We start from the raw sequence: 15,736 nt of genomic DNA, 5'->3' as shown, positions 1-15,736 counted from the left end.
GGCGGGGAAGAGGAGGGGGGGGAGGAGGGGGGAGAGAGATGCGCCCCCACGCGGAGAGGAGGGGGGGGGGGCGGGGGGGACGGGGTGGGGGGGGGGGGGGGGGGTGGCGGTCCGCCCCCCCCCGCACCCGTACGCTGGTGGGCGTGCTGGTAGAAAACGACGCCCCCCTCGCCCCGCTGACCACGCTCCGGCTCGGCGGCCCGGCCCGCCGCCTGGTGACCGCCCACACCGACGACGAGGTGATCGCCGCCGTCCGCGCGGCCGACGAGGCCGGCGAGCCGCTGCTGGTCCTCGGCGGCGGTTCCAACCTGGTGATCGGCGACGTCGGCTTCCCCGGCACCGTGCTGCGGATCGCGACCACCGGCTTCGCCCTGGACGGCACCGTGCTGGAGCTGGCGGCCGGCGAGGTCTGGTCGGAGGCGGTCACCCGCGCGGTGCGCGAGCACGGCCTGGCGGGCGTCGAGTTCCTGGCCGGCATCCCCGGCTCGGCCGGTGCGACCCCGGTGCAGAACGTCGGCGCGTACGGCCAGGAGGTCGCCCAGTCGATCACCGAGGTGGTCGCCTACGACCGCACGGCCGGCGAGGTGGTCACGCTCCCCAACGCCGAGTGCGCGTTCTCCTACCGGCACAGCCGCTTCAAGGCCGAGCCGGACCGCTACGTGGTGCTGCGGGTGCGGTTCGCCCTGGCCGACCACGAGGGGCTCTCCACCCCGGTCAAGTACGCCGAGGTGGCCAGGCACTTCGGCGTCGAGCAGGGCGAGCGGGTGCCGCTGGAGCGGGCGCACGACGCGGTGCTGGGGCTGCGCTCCGGCAAGGGCATGGTGCTGGACCCGGCGGACCACGACACCTGGTCGGCCGGCTCCTTCTTCACCAACCCGGTGCTCACCGCCGCCCAGTACGAGTCCTTCCGGACCCGCCCGGGCACCGAGAACGCCCCCGCCTACCCGGCGCCGGAGGGCTGCACCAAGACCTCGGCCGCCTGGCTGATCGACCGGGCCGGCTTCGGCAAGGGCTACGGCAGCGGCCCGGCGACGCTCTCCACCAAGCACACCCTGGCGCTCACCAACCGCGGCGCGGCCACCGCCGAGGACCTGCTGGCGCTGGCCCGGGAGATCCGGGACGGCGTCCGCGAGGCCTTCGGGGTCGAGCTGGTGAACGAGCCGGTGATGATCGGCGTCAAGCTCTAGGCCTGTCCGGGGTCGGCCTGATCCACAAGGCACGCCTCAGGTGGCGCTGACCAGCCAGGTGTCGATGTCCGCCAGCAACTCCTTGCGGACGGCCTCCGGTGCGCGCGAGCCGCGGACGGACTGCCGTGCCAGCTCGGCGAGTTCGGCGTCTCCGAAGCCGAGGACGTCGCGGGCCAGGTCGTACTGGGCGGCCAGCCGGCTGCCGAACAGCAGCGGGTCGTCCGCGCCCAGGGCCAGCGGCACGCCGGCGTCGAACAGCCGCCGCAGCGGGACGTCCTCGGGGCGCTCGTAGACGCCGAGCGAGACGTTCGAGGAGGGGCAGACCTCGCAGGTGATCTGGCGGTCCGCCAGCCGTTCCATCAGCCGGGGGTCCTCGGCGGCGCGGACGCCGTGGCCGATCCGGCCGGCGCCCAGGTCGTCCAGGCAGTCCCGGACGGATTCGGGCCCGGCCAGCTCGCCGCCGTGCGGGGCGGCCAGCAGCCCGCCCTTGCGGGCGATCTCGAAGGCCCGGTCGAAGTCCCGGGCGAGGCCGCGCCGCTCGTCGTTGGAGAGGCCGAAGCCGACCACGCCCTGGTCGGCGTACCGGACGGCGAGCCGGGCCAGCGTCCGGGCGTCCATCGGGGACTTCATCCGGTTCGCCGCGACCAGCACCCGGATGCCCACCCCGGTGGCCGTGGCGGCGTTCTCCACGGCGTCCAGGATCAGCTCCAGCGCGGGGATCAGCCCGCCCAGCCGGGGCGCGTACGAGGTCGGGTCGACCTGGATCTCCAGCCAGCGGGAGCCGTCCCGCCGCTCGTCCTGGGCGGTCTCCAGGACCAGCCGGCGGATGTCCTCCTCGTCCCGCAGCACCGAGCGGGCGGTGTCGTACAGGCGCTGGAAGCGGAACCAGCCGCGTTCGTCGGTGGCCCGCAGTTGCGGCGGCTCGCCGGAGCTGAGCGCCTCCGGCAGTCGGACGCCGTGCTTGTCGGCCAGCTCCAGCAGGGTGGCGGGCCGCATCGAGCCGGTGAAGTGCAGGTGCAGGTGGGCCTTCGGGAGGTCCCTGACGTCTCGCGGATTCAACAGGCGTTCCATTCGCCGATACTGCCGCATCGGACCCCCAAACGGGAACCGCCCTCCTTCCGTCCCCCGAAGGGGTGAAAGAGGGCGGTACCCGACGTGAAGCGCGGGTGTCAGCGGACCTCAGCGGACCTCAGCGGACGTCAGCGGACGTCAGCGGACGTCAGCGGACCTCAGCGGGCGCCGGCGGGTGTCAGTCGCGGGCCTCGCCGAGCAGCTTCTGCAGCCGGCCGATGCCCTCGGCCAGGTCGGCGTCGCCGAGCGCGTAGGAGAACCGCAGGTAGCCGGGGGTGCCGAAGGCCTCGCCCGGGACGGCCGCGACCTCGGCCTCGTCCAGGATCAGCGAGGCCAGCTCGCCGGAGCTCTGCGGGCGCCGGCCGCGGATCTCCTTGCCCAGCAGGCCCTTGACGGACGGGTACACGTAGAACGCGCCCTCCGGCTCGGGGCAGTACACGCCCTCGATCTCGTTGAGCATCCGCACGATGGTCTTGCGGCGGCGGTCGAAGGCGGTGCGCATCTCGTGCACCGCGGCCAGGTCGCCGCTGACGGCGGCGATCGCGGCGCGCTGGGCGACGTTGGAGACGTTCGAGGTGGCGTGCGACTGCAGGTTGGTCGCGGCCTTGATGACGTCCTTGGGGCCGATCACCCAGCCCACCCGCCAGCCGGTCATCGCGTAGGTCTTGGCGACGCCGTTGACCACGATGCACTTGTCGGCCAGCTCGGGCAGCAGGGCCGGCAGCGAGGTGAAGGAGGCGTCGCCGTACACCAGGTGCTCGTAGATCTCGTCGGTGAGCACCCAGAGGCCGTGCTCCAGCGCCCAGCGGCCGATCGCCTCGGCCTCGGCCTCGGTGTACACCGCGCCGGTCGGGTTGGACGGCGAGACGAAGAGCACCACCTTGGTGTTCTCGGTGCGGGCGGCCTCCAGCTGCTCGACCGAGACCTTGTAACCGGTGGTCTCGTCGGTCACGACCTCCACCGGGACGCCGCCGGCGAGCTGGACCGACTCCGGGTAGGTGGTCCAGTACGGGGCCGGGACGATGACCTCGTCGCCCGGGTCCAGGATCGCGGCGAACGCCTCGTAGATCGCCTGCTTGCCGCCGTTGGTGACCAGCACCTGGGAGGCGTCCACCTCGTAGCCGGAGTCGCGCAGCGTCTTGGCGGCGATCGCGGACTTCAGCTCGGGCAGGCCACCCGCCGGGGTGTAGCGGTGGTTCTTCGGGTCGCGGCAGGCCTCGACGGCCGCCTCGACGATGTAGTCCGGGGTGGGGAAGTCGGGCTCGCCGGCTCCGAAGCCGATCACCGGACGGCCGGCCGCCTTGAGGGCCTTGGCCTTGGCGTCCACGGCGAGGGTCGCGGACTCGGCGATCGCACCGATCCGGGCGGAGACCCGGCGGTCGGCGGGGCGGATGGAACGGTCGGGCTGCGGGGTGGAAGCGCTCATGCCTGCATCGTCGCAGAACCGGGACGGACCGGGCATCGTGGTTTCACCATCCGTACGGGACCGTCCACATGGCGGCGCCCGCCGATCCGCCGGTGATCATGCGGGCATGCCGGACATATGCCGGACAACCGGTTCCCCCGGAAGAAGAGGTTCGACCAAACACCCCTCGACCACGTATGCTCACTGCTCGACGGCCCGCCGAAAAAGAACCGGAGCTTCACCAGCTGTGCAGACAGCGGGGGGAGATGCGGTAGGTTGGTCGCTACGGAGTCGCGAGACCCCGTAGGGCAATAGCTCAATTGGTAGAGCACCGGTCTCCAAAACCGGCGGTTGGGGGTTCAAGTCCCTCTTGCCCTGCTGCTTGATCCGTTTTCAGCCCGTTCGCTCCGCAGAGCGAGCGGGCTTGATGCGGAGAGGGCTCCGAATCAGCACCGCTTGTAGCCGGCCGTTCGTGCCCCATCGGGCGCGAGCCGCTCGGCCGGACCCGGATTCAGGTGAGGACGAGTGACGGAGACCACGGGCTCCACCGCAACGCCTGAGAGCGGCAACCCCGAGGGGGCCGACGGCGCTGCCGACACCACGCCCGCGGAGGGCGAGGACAAGTCGCTCTCGCGCCGCGAGCGCAAGCGCGCCGCCCGCGCCGGTGACAAGAAGTCCGGCAAGCGCGGCAAGATGGGCCCGTTCGCCCGAATCGGCCTGTTCTACCGCCAGATCATCGCCGAGCTGCGCAAGGTCGTCTGGCCCACCCGCAGCGAGCTCACCCAGTACACGACCGTCGTCGTCGTGTTCGTGGTGGTCGTGATGGGCTTCGTGGCCGGCCTCGACTACGGCCTCTCCAAGCTGAGCCTCCTGGTCTTCGGCTGACCTGGCCGTCCCACCTCCGTAGCAGTCTCCCGACCCGGGCCGAATCTTCGGCCCGGGTCGTGCTGTCTGCGCCGGACGTACGCGGCCGCTACCGTGGACTCGGTACTGTTGAAGTCTCCGAGTCCTCTCCTGGCGCCCGCGCGAGCGGCAGCCCGCCGGAGCCGGCCCCGGAGCGCGCCACCTTCACCATCTCCAGGAAAGAAGCAGCCACCGTGTCTGAGTCCCCCCTGTACGACGCCGACGAGACCGTCCGCGAGGCGGATGTCGCCGCCGAGCTGGACGCGGCCGAGCTGGCTGACGAAGCCGAGTCCGCCGAGCAGATCGTTGACGCCGTGGACGGCGACGAGGACGAGGTCGAGGCGCACGACGAGGCCGAGGCCGGCGAGCCCGCCGAGGAGGCGGCGCTGCACGTGGAGGACGACGTGGAGCCCGCCGCCGAGGAGACCGAGGCCGACGCCGAGGAGGCCGAGGCCGAGGAGGTCGTCGAGGTCGACCCGGTCGCCAAGTTCCGCGAGGACCTGCGCTTCATGCCGGGCGAGTGGTACGTGATCCACACCTACGCCGGCTACGAGAACCGGGTGAAGCAGAACCTGGAGCAGCGCGCCGTCTCGCTGAACGTCGAGGAGTACATCTTCCAGGCCGAGGTGCCGCAGGAGGAGGTCGTCCAGATCAAGAACGGCGACCGCAAGACCATCCGCCAGAACAAGCTCCCCGGCTACGTCCTGGTGCGCATGGACCTCACCCCCGAGTCCTGGGGCGTCGTGCGCAACACCCCCGGTGTCACCGGCTTCGTCGGCAACGCCTACGACCCGTACCCGCTGACCCTGGACGAGGTCGTCAAGATGCTCGCCCCGGACGTCGAGCGCCAGGCGGCCAAGGAGGCCGGCAAGCCCTCGCCGATCAAGCCGAGCGAGATCCAGGTGCTGGACTTCGAGGTCGGCGACTCGGTCACCGTCACCGACGGTCCGTTCGCGACCCTGCAGGCGACCATCAACGAGATCAACCCCGACTCGAAGAAGGTCAAGGGCCTGGTCGAGATCTTCGGCCGGGAGACCCCGGTCGAGCTCTCCTTCGACCAGATCCAGAAGAACTAGTCCCACAATCTTCGGATCCGGGGCGGGGCCGAGGGCCCTGCCCCGGATCCGTTTTGGTCCAGCGGCGCTAAGGCGTTAGCCTGGTTCGATGTGTGTGTTGGCGGCCGGGTGTCGCCCCGGTTCCGCACACACCAGCACTCACCTCTCGGAAGGACCCGGAGAGACATGCCTCCCAAGAAGAAGAAGGTCACGGGGCTTATCAAGCTCCAGATCAACGCCGGTGCGGCCAACCCGGCGCCGCCGGTCGGCCCCGCGCTGGGCCAGCACGGCGTCAACATCATGGAGTTCTGCAAGGCCTACAACGCTGCGACCGAGTCGCAGCGCGGCATGATCGTGCCGGTGGAGATCACGGTCTACGACGACCGTTCCTTCACCTTCATCACGAAGACGCCGCCGGCCGCGCGCCTCATCCTGAAGGCCGCCGGTGTGGACAAGGGCTCCAGCGAGCCGCACAAGACCAAGGTCGCCAAGCTCACCAGCGCCCAGGTCCGCGACATCGCCACCACCAAGATGCCCGACCTGAACGCCAACGACCTGGACGCGGCGGAGAAGATCATCGCCGGCACCGCCCGGTCGATGGGCATCACCGTCGAGGGCTGACCAGCTCTTTTCGTCCCTGTGGTAGGGCCTGCGCAGGCCCGTGATACCACGACTCCCATCACCATTCAGGAGCAGCAGTGAAGCGCAGCAAGGCTCTGAAGGCCGCGGACGCTCAGGTCGACCGCGACCGCCTCTACGCCCCCCTCGAGGCCATCCGCCTCGCCAAGGCGACCAGCACCACCAAGTTCGACGGCACCGTCGAGGTCGCCATGCGTCTGGGCGTCGACCCGCGCAAGGCCGACCAGATGGTCCGCAGCACCGTGATCCTCCCGCACGGCACCGGTAAGACCGCTCGGGTCCTGGTCTTCGCGACCGGTGACCGTGCCGAGGCCGCGCGTGCTGCGGGCGCCGACATCGTCGGCTCCGACGAGCTGATCAACGAGGTCGCCAAGGGCCGCCTGGACTTCGACGCCGTCGTCGCCACCCCGGACCTCATGGGCAAGGTCGGCCGCCTCGGCCGCGTGCTCGGTCCCCGTGGTCTGATGCCGAACCCGAAGACCGGCACCGTGACCCCGGACGTCGCCAAGGCTGTCAACGACATCAAGGGCGGCAAGATCGAGTTCCGCGTCGACAAGCACTCGAACCTGCACTTCATCATCGGTAAGGCCTCCTTCACCGACGAGCAGCTGGTCGAGAACTACGCCGCCGCGCTGGACGAGGTGCTCCGCGCCAAGCCGTCCGCCGCCAAGGGCCGCTACATCAAGAAGACCGCCATCAGCACCACGATCGGCCCCGGCATCCCCGTGGACCCGAACCGCACCCGCAACCTCTTCGTCGAAGAGGACCCGGCCGCGGTCTGAGCCGATCGGCTCTGAAGCAGTCCGTACGACGGGCCCGTACCCCCTTCACCGGGGGTGCGGGCCCGCCGTCGTTTCCGGATCGGGACAGGGGTGGATGGGAACGGTTGCCCGAAGCGTCGTACGCTCTGCCGGTCAGATCATGTGCAGAACGTGTGACCGTCGGAGCGTGCCGTGCCGCCCACCCTTCGCCCCGCCGCCGCGGTGGCCGCCCTGCTGCTGATCGGTGCCACCACCGGGTGCAGCCTGCTGGCCGCCCCGGGAACCCGCACCCCCGACGGCGACCCCGCGCCCGTACCGCCCCGCCAGGTGGTGCTCGCCGCCGCCCAGGCGCTGGACGACGCCGGCGGCGCCCGGATCGACGTGGTCGAGGAGGGCCCGACCGGCCGCCGCACCGCGAGCGGCACCCTGGTCTGGGGCACCCGGGACGAGGGCGCCCTGAGCGTCACCGACGAGCAGGGCACCGGGCAGCTGACCCTGCGGGACGGCGCACTCGACCTCAGCTACCAGGGCGCCCCGCCCAAGCACGCGGACCGGGACGGCGCCGAGTCGCTCGATCCGCGGGCGACCGCCGGCCCGGGCGGCTACGCGGGTGGCTGGATGACCGCACTGGTCACCAACCCGGGCAGCCGCGCGTACAAGATCGCGCAGGCCGGGAGGCTCGGCTCGCTCGGCGGCGAGCAGCTGGCCGGGATGACCGTGGCGCACTACCAGGGCTCCACGCCGGTGGCCGAATACTTCGGCGCGGACCAGGAGTTGACCCCGGCGCGACTCGCCGCGGTGGTCGACTGGTACGGCCGGCGAGGGGTGTCGGCGATCGGTTACGACGTCTGGGTCGGGCCCGGCGAGCGGCTGCTGCGACTGCGTGAGACGGCCCGGGGGAGCGACGGCACCACGGTGACCACGACGGATGTCTCGACCCCCGGAGAAGGCGACGCGCCCCCTGTCGAAGCCGGGTGACGGGAGGGGGCTGTCCGGCGCGTGGGGGATCTGGCGATCCGTTAGAGTCCGCGTGAGAAGAAGCCGAAAATCGGTTCTTCATCGGATCGTTCGGATCTCACGGGGGACTCCATGCGCGCTGCGCGCCTCGCCTCGACCGTCGCCATCGCGGCCGTGCTGCTCGGTGCCGTCACCGCCTGCGGCAGCAAGGGCGGCGACGCCAAGAGCGGCGACGCGGCGGCCGCGGCGCTGACCGGAGACCCCAAGGCCGCGCTGGCAGCCTCCGCCCTGGTGATGCAGAAGGCCGGCAACGGCAAGGTCACCATGGTCTCCCCGGACGGCTCGACCCACACCGCGGGCAGCGGCGACGCCGACTGGAAGGACCCGAACCGGACGGCCGTCGACCTGACGGGCGAGGTCGAGACCAAGAAGATCCGGTTCCGGGTGATCGGGACCGACGGCTACCTCGGCGGCGGCGACACCGAGGCCGCAGCCATGGGCGGCAAGCACTGGATCAAGCTGCCCGCCTCGAACGAACTCGGCAACGGCGTCCTGCTGATGAGTCAGCTGCTCAACCCGGTCGCCCAGCTCGGGCTCGCCGCGCAGAGCGGCAAGCCCGCCAAGGTCGGCCAGGAGAGCCTCGACGGCGTCCAGGTCACCCACCTGCGGGCGGTCGAGGAGGCCTCCGCCATGGTGGCCGCCATGCCGGCGCTCACGGCCGACCAGCGCACGGCCGTCCAGAAGTCCCTGGAAGAGGACGGCAGGACCCTCACCATCGACTTCTGGCTCAACGGTCGGCAGGAACTCGTCCAGTACCAGGAGTACGGGGACAAGAACGGTGAGCACGACGCCGTCACCGTCAAGTACGCGGACCTCGGCAAGGCCGCGAAGATCGACGCCCCCGCCGCCACCGACCTCGGCAGCGAGACCGACCTCCTCAAACTGCTCGGCTGATCCGCCGAACCCGCGCACCGGAGCCGACGAGACCTCTGGGTGGACGCCGACCAGGTGGTCGTCCAGCGGAGTGCGACCGGCGACACCAAAGCGGGCGCGTTCAAGTCCACCGTCCTCTACTCGGACTACGGCACGCCGGTCACCGCCGCGGTGCCGGGCGCGGCCGACACGGTGGAACTGGCCGAGCTGGCGAAGCTCGGCAAGGGGGGCGCCACCGGCTGATCCGGGTCAGGGTGGCAAGGTGGCCGGAACGAAAGCCGCCGACGCGGCGCCCGGGCGAGAGGGGACCAGACGATGGCAGGACGACGGCGGTTGGCGGCGCTGGCCGCGGTCGTCCTGCTGGCGAGCGGGCTGGCCGGATGCGGCGGGGGTGGCGGCGCGCCGTCCACGCCCTCCGGCAGCCCGACCCCGACGAGTTCCTCGTCGACCGAGGCGGCCAAGCCCAGCGACCGCTCGCCGCACGGCGTCCTGGTCTCCGCCCAGCTGGCGATGCAGACCGCCCGCCGGGCCAAGGTCAGCTACCGGCTGGGCGCGGACGCCGGGGCCGGGCCGCTGTTCTGGCAGCCCAAGACGGCGCTCCAGATCAAGCGCTCCACCCCGGCCGACGCCGAGCAGCTGATCGTCGTGGACACCGTCGCCTACCAGGGCGGTGACGCCGCCACCGCGGCCCGCCAGGGCGGCCGGCACTGGGAGCGCTTCTCCGTCCCGCCGGACCCGGACGGCCACCGGGAGGTCCCGTACGCGGGGCTGATCGACCTGTTGAACCCGGTCGAGGCGCTGGCCGCCGCCACCGCCGACGGGGTGGACCCCCGGTTCATCGGCGAGGAGAGGTTCGACGACTCGACGGTCGAGCACTACCGGATCACCACCACCGCCGAGCGCTACGCCGCCGCCCAGACCCAGCTGACCCAGGCCCGCCGGGACGGCCTGCGGGCCGCGCTGGCCCCCGGCGGCTCGATCTCGCTCACCGTGGACCTCTGGCTCAACGACAAGGACCAGCTGGTCCGGCTCCAGCGCACCGGCAGCGGTGACAGCGGCCGGGCGGACGACTCGGTGCTCTACTCCGACTTCGCCGGCGCCCTGCTCTCGGTGCAGGCCCCGGCCGAGACGGACACCGTGGACACCGGGCCCCGGACGGTCTCCCCGCTGGCCCGCTGAGCCCCGTCCGGCGCGGCCGGCCCGGCGGGCATCGGCCGTTCAGGGGCGATTTGCCCCGGACGGCGGAGTCCGGTTACTGTTACCGAAGCCAAAGACCGCTGGTTGTCACCGTGCTCGCGAGGGATTCGGTGGCCGAAGGATCTGCGCTTCGTCGCAGGCAGCCCGCGCAGGTGTGTCTGGAGCTTCGACTTCCGGGTCCGCGTTCGCGCGAACATCCGTTGAGGTCGTTTCGAGCCCCGTGCGCCCTGCGCATCGGGGCTCATCTGCTTTCCGCAGGCTTTCCTTCCGTCCGGTTGGTTCGAGGCGTGAATGGTCGACTTTCGCGGTCGGCCGGATTTCGACATCACGGAAGGAGGCGTAAGCCTATGGCAAGGCCCGACAAGGCTGCTGCCGTCGCCGAGATCACGGACAAGTTCCGTGGCTCCTCCGCGGCGCTGCTGACCGAGTACCGCGGTCTCTCGGTGAAGCAGGTCAAGACCCTGCGTCGCTCGCTCGGCGAGAACGCCGAGTACGCCGTGGTGAAGAACACGCTGACCAAGATCGCGGCCAACGAGGCCGGGATTTCGGAGCTCGACGACCTGTTCAACGGTCCGACGGCTGTCGCCTTCGTCACCGGTGACCCGGTGGAGTCGGCGAAGGCTCTGCGTGACTTCGCCAAGGAGAACCCCGCTCTCATCATCAAGGGCGGTGTCCTTGACGGTAAGGCGCTGTCCGCCGATGAGATCAAGAAGCTCGCGGACCTCGAGTCCCGCGAGGTGCTGCTCGCCAAGCTGGCGGGTGCCCTGAAGGCCAAGCAGTCCCAGGCTGCCGCGCTCTTCCAGGCCCTGCCGTCGAAGCTCGTCCGCACTGTGGACGCGCTGCGCGACAAGGTCGAGCAGGGCGGTGCCGGTACGCCGGCTCCCGCCGCCGAGGACGCCGCCGCCGAGTAATCGGCAGGCTCACGCCTCGCTGCGGGCCCGTGCCCGCCCCACCCGTACATACGGCATCACCTGCCGATTTAGTGGAAGGACGCCATCATGGCGAAGCTGTCCCAGGACGAGCTGCTCGCGCAGTTCGAGGACCTCACCCTCATCGAGCTCGCTGGCTTCGTGAAGGCCTTCGAGGAGAAGTTCGACGTCACCGCCGCCGCCCCGGTCGCCGTTGCCGCCGCCGGTGGCCCGGCCGCCGTTGAGGCCGTCGAGGAGCAGGACGAGTTCGACGTCATCCTCGATGGTGCCGGCGACAAGAAGATCCAGGTCATCAAGGAGGTGCGCACCCTGACCTCCCTCGGCCTGAAGGAGGCCAAGGACCTCGTTGACACCGCTGGTGCCAAGGTCCTGGAGAAGGTTGCCAAGGACGTTGCCGAGAAGGCCAAGGCCGCCCTCGAGGGTGCCGGCGCCAAGGTCACCGTCAAGTGACTTCTCGCCCCCTCTGAGGGGGCCTGAAGCCGGGCCGATCACCCTTGTGGGTGGTCGGCCCGGCTTTTTCGCGTTTCCGGCCCTGGGCGGCCCTGGACGGCCCTGGGACCGCTCCGCGGCCGGGACGCGCCGGTGTGGCCGAGAGCCCACTCGGCAGCGTCGGTGCGGACGGGTATGGTGATCACCGTCATCGACGGTGGCCCCCACCACGGCTTCTGTAACGCCGGGGGGCGTCCGGCCGATGGACGGGTCGAGGTCCGCACCGCCTGCGGGCCCTTGACGAACCCGGCGAGGCGCGCGATTCTCAAGGCGCGAGTCCGCCCGGTTGGTTTGCCACTGGATGCATAACCAGTGGCTCAGGCGGGAAATGACTCCACGTGAGTTATGGGGCCCGGGCAGTGCCCGGGCCGGTGCAGTACCCGGTGGGCGTTCGCGTCCGCCGGCTACCGGGAGGAGTCTCCGATTCGGTTTCCGAATCAGAGCTGGACAGCAGTGTGCCCTTTGGCTACACTGTCCCTTTGCGCTGCCTGTTAGCTGCTCCGTGACTCGTCGCCCGGAGTTTGCGTTGCCCTGAAGGGGTCTGGCATCGCCTCCGCAAAGCGGCTCTGACCTGGGATTCCGATCCCGGCGGAGGCCAGTGGCGAGGGAGGCGGGACCAAGCCCGTGAAGGCCCGGCTGGTACGCGCGTAGTGAGCTCCGAGCCCTCGGAAGGACCCCCCTCTTGGCCGCGCCGCGCAACGCCTCGAACAATTCCGCCGCATCCACCGCCCCGCTCCGCGTCTCCTTCGCGAAGATCAAGGAGCCCCTCGAGGTCCCCAACCTCCTGGCCCTGCAGACCGAGAGCTTTGACTGGCTGCTCGGCAATGCGGCCTGGAAGTCCCGGGTCGAGGCGGCGCTGGAGAACGGTCAGGACGTCCCCACCAAGTCCGGTCTGGAGGAGATCTTCGAGGAGATCTCCCCGATCGAGGACTTCAGTGGGTCGATGTCGCTGACCTTCCGCGACCACCGTTTCGAGCCGCCGAAGAACTCGATTGACGAGTGCAAGGACCGCGACTTCACGTTCGCGGCTCCGCTCTTCGTCACGGCCGAGTTCACCAACAACGAGACCGGTGAGATCAAGTCTCAGACGGTCTTCATGGGCGACTTCCCGCTCATGACCCACAAGGGCACGTTCGTGATCAACGGCACCGAGCGTGTCGTCGTGTCGCAGCTGGTCCGCTCCCCGGGCGTGTACTTCGACTCCACCCTGGACAAGGTGTCCGACAAGGACATCTACTCCTGCAAGGTCATCCCCTCGCGTGGTGCCTGGCTGGAGATGGAGATCGACAAGCGCGACATGGTCGGCGTCCGCATCGACCGCAAGCGCAAGCAGTCCGTCACCGTGCTGCTCAAGGCGCTCGGCTGGACCAACGAGATGATTCTCGAGGAGTTCGGCGAGTACGAGTCCATGCGCAACACCCTGGAGAAGGACCACACCCAGGGCCAGGACGACGCGCTTCTGGACATCTACCGCAAGCTGCGTCCTGGCGAGCCGCCGACGCGCGAGGCCGCGCAGACGCTTCTGGAGAACCTGTACTTCAACCCGAAGCGCTACGACCTCGCCAAGGTGGGCCGCTACAAGGTCAACCGGAAGCTGGGCAACGCCGAGTCGCTGGACTCCGGCGTGCTCACCGAGCCCGACATCATCGGTGCGATCAAGTACCTGGTGAAGCTGCACGCCGGTGAGACCGAGTGGAACGACCAGACCGGTCGCGACATCGTGGTCGAGGTCGACGACATCGACCACTTCGGCAACCGTCGCCTGCGCAACGTCGGCGAGCTCATCCAGAACCAGGTCCGTACGGGTCTCGCCCGTATGGAGCGCGTCGTGCGCGAGCGCATGACCACCCAGGACGTCGAGGCGATCACGCCGCAGACTCTGATCAACATCCGGCCGGTCGTCGCCTCCATCAAGGAGTTCTTCGGCACCAGCCAGCTGTCGCAGTTCATGGACCAGACGAACCCGCTGTCGGGCCTGACCCACAAGCGCCGTCTGTCCGCCCTCGGCCCCGGTGGTCTCTCCCGTGAGCGCGCCGGCTTCGAGGTCCGTGACGTGCACCCCTCGCACTACGGGCGCATGTGTCCGATCGAGACCCCCGAAGGCCCGAACATCGGTCTGATCGGGTCGCTGGCCTCGTACGGCCGGGTCAACGCCTTCGGCTTCATCGAGACCCCGTACCGCAAGGTCATCGAGGGTGTCGTCACGGAGCAGGTCGACTACCTCACGGCCGACGAGGAGGACCGCTACGTCATCGCGCAGGCCAACGCCCCGCTGACGGCGGAGCTGACCTTCGCCGAGCCGCGTGTCCTGGTCCGCCGCCGTGGCGGCGAGATCGACTACATCCCGGGCACCGAGATCGACTACATGGACGTCTCGCCGCGCCAGATGGTGTCGGTCGCGACCGCCATGATCCCGTTCCTCGAGCACGACGACGCCAACCGCGCGCTCATGGGCTCGAACATGATGCGCCAGGCGGTGCCGCTGCTGAAGAGCGAGGCTCCGCTGGTCGGTACCGGCATGGAGTACCGCTGCGCCGTCGACGCCGCGGACGTCATCACCGCCGAGAAGGCCGGTGTCGTCCAGGAGGTCTCGGCCGACTACGTCACCGTCGCCAACGACGACGGCACGTACACCACGTACCGCGCCGCCAAGTTCACCCGCTCCAACCAGGGCACCGCCTTCAACCAGAAGGTGCTCGTGGACGAGGGCGCCCGGGTCGAGTCCGGTCAGGTGCTGGCCGACGGCCCGTGCACCGACGAGGGCGAGATGGCCCTCGGCAAGAACCTGCTCGTGGCGTTCATGTCGTGGGAGGGTCACAACTACGAGGACGCGATCATCCTGTCGCAGCGCCTCGTGCAGGACGACGTCCTCTCCTCGATCCACATCGAGGAGCACGAGGTCGACGCCCGTGACACCAAGCTCGGCCCCGAGGAGATCACCCGGGACATCCCGAACGTCTCCGAGGAGGTCCTCGCCGACCTCGACGAGCGCGGCATCATCCGCATCGGCGCCGACGTCGTCACCGGCGACATCCTGGTCGGCAAGGTCACGCCCAAGGGTGAGACCGAGCTGACCCCGGAGGAGCGCCTGCTCCGCGCGATCTTCGGTGAGAAGGCCCGTGAGGTCCGCGACACCTCGCTGAAGGTGCCGCACGGTGAGTCCGGCAAGGTCATCGGCGTCCGCGTCTTCGACCGCGAAGAGGGCGACGAGCTGCCCCCGGGCGTGAACCAGCTGGTCCGCGTCTACGTGGCCCAGAAGCGCAAGATCACCAACGGTGACAAGCTCGCCGGCCGTCACGGCAACAAGGGCGTCATCTCGAAGATCCTGCCGGTCGAGGACATGCCGTTCCTGGAGGACGGCACCCCGGTCGACATCATCCTCAACCCGCTGGGTGTCCCGTCCCGAATGAACCCGGGACAGGTCCTGGAGATCCACCTCGGGTGGCTCGCCAAGCAGGGCTGGGACGTCTCCGGCCTCGCCGACGAGTGGGCCCAGCGCCTCCAGGCGATCGGCGCCGACACCGTCCAGGGCGGCACCAACCTCGCCACCCCGGTCTTCGACGGCGCCCGCGAGGACGAGATCACCGGCCTGCTGGACAACACCACCCTCACCCGTGACGGTGAGCGCCTGGTGAACTCCACCGGCAAGGCCCGGCTGTTCGACGGCCGCTCCGGCGAGCCGTTCCCGATGCCGGTCTCGGTCGGCTACATGTACATCCTCAAGCTGCACCACCTGGTCGACGACAAGCTGCACGCCCGTTCGACCGGTCCGTACTCGATGATCACCCAGCAGCCGCTCGGTGGTAAGGCGCAGTTCGGTGGTCAGCGCTTCGGTGAGATGGAGGTGTGGGCCCTTGAGGCGTACGGCGCTGCTTACGCGCTGCAGGAGCTGCTCACCATCAAGTCCGACGACGTCCTCGGCCGTGTGAAGGTCTACGAGGCCATCGTCAAGGGCGAGAACATCCCCGAGCCCGGCATTCCCGAGTCCTTCAAGGTCCTCATCAAGGAAATGCAGTCGCTCTGCCTCAACGTGGAGGTGCTGTCCTCGGACGGCCAGTCCATCGAGATGCGGGACTCCGACGAGGACGTGTTCCGCGCCGCCGAGGAGCTCGGCATTGACCTGTCCCGGCGCGAGCCGAGCAGCGTCGAAGAGGTCTGACGGAGGTTGGGCCGGCTGCCCGAGCAGCCGGCCCGCCCCCAGGCCCCCCTC

At 70.0% G+C, this 15,736-nt stretch carries 14 protein-coding genes and 1 tRNA gene; 13 read left to right on the top strand and 2 right to left on the bottom strand.

Annotation, left to right across the window (positions count from 1 at the left end; genetic code table 11):
* Positions 1–143 precede the first annotated feature (143 nt).
* Positions 144–1,187 (top strand): UDP-N-acetylmuramate dehydrogenase, encoded by a 1,044-nt coding sequence (locus tag ACFVX9_RS02710; RefSeq protein WP_380480748.1) that lies wholly within the window; start codon positions 144–146, stop codon positions 1,185–1,187.
* Between the two features lie 36 nt (positions 1,188–1,223).
* On the opposite strand, the gene ACFVX9_RS02705 is transcribed toward ACFVX9_RS02710, so the two are convergent.
* Positions 1,224–2,258, bottom strand: coding sequence for an adenosine deaminase (locus ACFVX9_RS02705; protein ID WP_380338864.1), 1,035 nt, complete (start codon positions 2,256–2,258; stop codon positions 1,224–1,226).
* 178 nt (positions 2,259–2,436) lie between these two features.
* Positions 2,437–3,684, bottom strand: a complete 1,248-nt coding sequence (locus ACFVX9_RS02700) for a pyridoxal phosphate-dependent aminotransferase (protein ID WP_380369615.1) — start codon at positions 3,682–3,684, stop codon at positions 2,437–2,439.
* A 284-nt stretch (positions 3,685–3,968) separates the two neighbouring features.
* Here ACFVX9_RS02700 and ACFVX9_RS02695 point away from each other — a divergent pair.
* The 12 genes from ACFVX9_RS02695 (at position 3,969) to rpoB (ending at position 15,685) form a co-directional block, all read left to right on the top strand.
* Positions 3,969–4,041: transfer RNA gene (locus tag ACFVX9_RS02695), tRNA-Trp, on the top strand.
* A 147-nt stretch (positions 4,042–4,188) separates the two neighbouring features.
* A complete protein-coding gene (gene secE, locus ACFVX9_RS02690; RefSeq protein WP_063348930.1) occupies positions 4,189–4,548 on the top strand; it encodes a preprotein translocase subunit SecE in 360 nt (119 codons plus the stop codon).
* 212 nt (positions 4,549–4,760) lie between these two features.
* Positions 4,761–5,642 (top strand): transcription termination/antitermination protein NusG, encoded by an 882-nt coding sequence (nusG, locus tag ACFVX9_RS02685; RefSeq protein ID WP_387980025.1) that lies wholly within the window; start codon positions 4,761–4,763, stop codon positions 5,640–5,642.
* A 165-nt stretch (positions 5,643–5,807) separates the two neighbouring features.
* The gene (rplK, locus tag ACFVX9_RS02680; RefSeq protein ID WP_063348931.1) at positions 5,808–6,242 is read left to right on the top strand and encodes a 50S ribosomal protein L11; all 435 of its coding nucleotides are present in this window, start codon (positions 5,808–5,810) and stop codon (positions 6,240–6,242) included.
* Between the two features lie 77 nt (positions 6,243–6,319).
* Positions 6,320–7,042 (top strand): 50S ribosomal protein L1, encoded by a 723-nt coding sequence (gene rplA / locus ACFVX9_RS02675; RefSeq protein WP_063348932.1) that lies wholly within the window; start codon positions 6,320–6,322, stop codon positions 7,040–7,042.
* A 171-nt stretch (positions 7,043–7,213) separates the two neighbouring features.
* The gene (locus ACFVX9_RS02670) at positions 7,214–7,999 is read left to right on the top strand and encodes a hypothetical protein (protein WP_387980023.1); all 786 of its coding nucleotides are present in this window, start codon (positions 7,214–7,216) and stop codon (positions 7,997–7,999) included.
* A gap of 111 nt (positions 8,000–8,110) precedes the next feature.
* Complete coding sequence (locus tag ACFVX9_RS02665) at positions 8,111–8,932, top strand: hypothetical protein (RefSeq protein WP_387980021.1); 822 nt, start codon at positions 8,111–8,113, stop codon at positions 8,930–8,932.
* Positions 8,933–8,971: 39 nt separating this feature from the next.
* Positions 8,972–9,154 (top strand): hypothetical protein, encoded by a 183-nt coding sequence (locus tag ACFVX9_RS02660; RefSeq protein ID WP_387980019.1) that lies wholly within the window; start codon positions 8,972–8,974, stop codon positions 9,152–9,154.
* 72 nt (positions 9,155–9,226) lie between these two features.
* On the top strand, positions 9,227–10,090 hold the full coding sequence (locus ACFVX9_RS02655) for a hypothetical protein (RefSeq protein WP_159398493.1): 864 nt from the start codon (positions 9,227–9,229) through the stop codon (positions 10,088–10,090).
* Positions 10,091–10,455: 365 nt separating this feature from the next.
* Positions 10,456–11,019, top strand: a complete 564-nt coding sequence (rplJ, locus tag ACFVX9_RS02650) for a 50S ribosomal protein L10 (RefSeq protein ID WP_063348937.1) — start codon at positions 10,456–10,458, stop codon at positions 11,017–11,019.
* An 84-nt stretch (positions 11,020–11,103) separates the two neighbouring features.
* Complete coding sequence (gene rplL, locus ACFVX9_RS02645) at positions 11,104–11,487, top strand: 50S ribosomal protein L7/L12 (RefSeq protein ID WP_208869184.1); 384 nt, start codon at positions 11,104–11,106, stop codon at positions 11,485–11,487.
* Between the two features lie 721 nt (positions 11,488–12,208).
* Complete coding sequence (gene rpoB, locus ACFVX9_RS02640; protein WP_063348939.1) at positions 12,209–15,685, top strand: DNA-directed RNA polymerase subunit beta; 3,477 nt, start codon at positions 12,209–12,211, stop codon at positions 15,683–15,685.
* Positions 15,686–15,736: the final 51 nt, after the last annotated feature.

The organism is Kitasatospora sp. NPDC058243 (genome assembly GCF_042882025.1).
Taxonomy (GTDB): Bacteria; Actinomycetota; Actinomycetes; order Streptomycetales; family Streptomycetaceae; genus Kitasatospora.
Note: the sequence above shows the minus strand (reverse complement) of the source record. Positions and strands in the feature narration are given on the sequence as shown.

Bases quoted from the DNA above. Each gene is read 5' to 3' on its own strand.
- ACFVX9_RS02705 (WP_380338864.1), bottom strand. From the start codon at position 2,258: ATGGAACGCCTGTTGAATCCGCGAGACGTCAGGGACCTCCCGAAGGCC.
- ACFVX9_RS02700 (WP_380369615.1), bottom strand. From the start codon at position 3,684: ATGAGCGCTTCCACCCCGCAGCCCGACCGTTCCATCCGCCCCGCCGAC.
- rplK (WP_063348931.1), top strand. From the start codon at position 5,808: ATGCCTCCCAAGAAGAAGAAGGTCACGGGGCTTATCAAGCTCCAGATC.
- ACFVX9_RS02665 (WP_387980021.1), top strand. From the start codon at position 8,111: ATGCGCGCTGCGCGCCTCGCCTCGACCGTCGCCATCGCGGCCGTGCTG.
- ACFVX9_RS02655 (WP_159398493.1), top strand. From the start codon at position 9,227: ATGGCAGGACGACGGCGGTTGGCGGCGCTGGCCGCGGTCGTCCTGCTG.
- rplJ (WP_063348937.1), top strand. From the start codon at position 10,456: ATGGCAAGGCCCGACAAGGCTGCTGCCGTCGCCGAGATCACGGACAAG.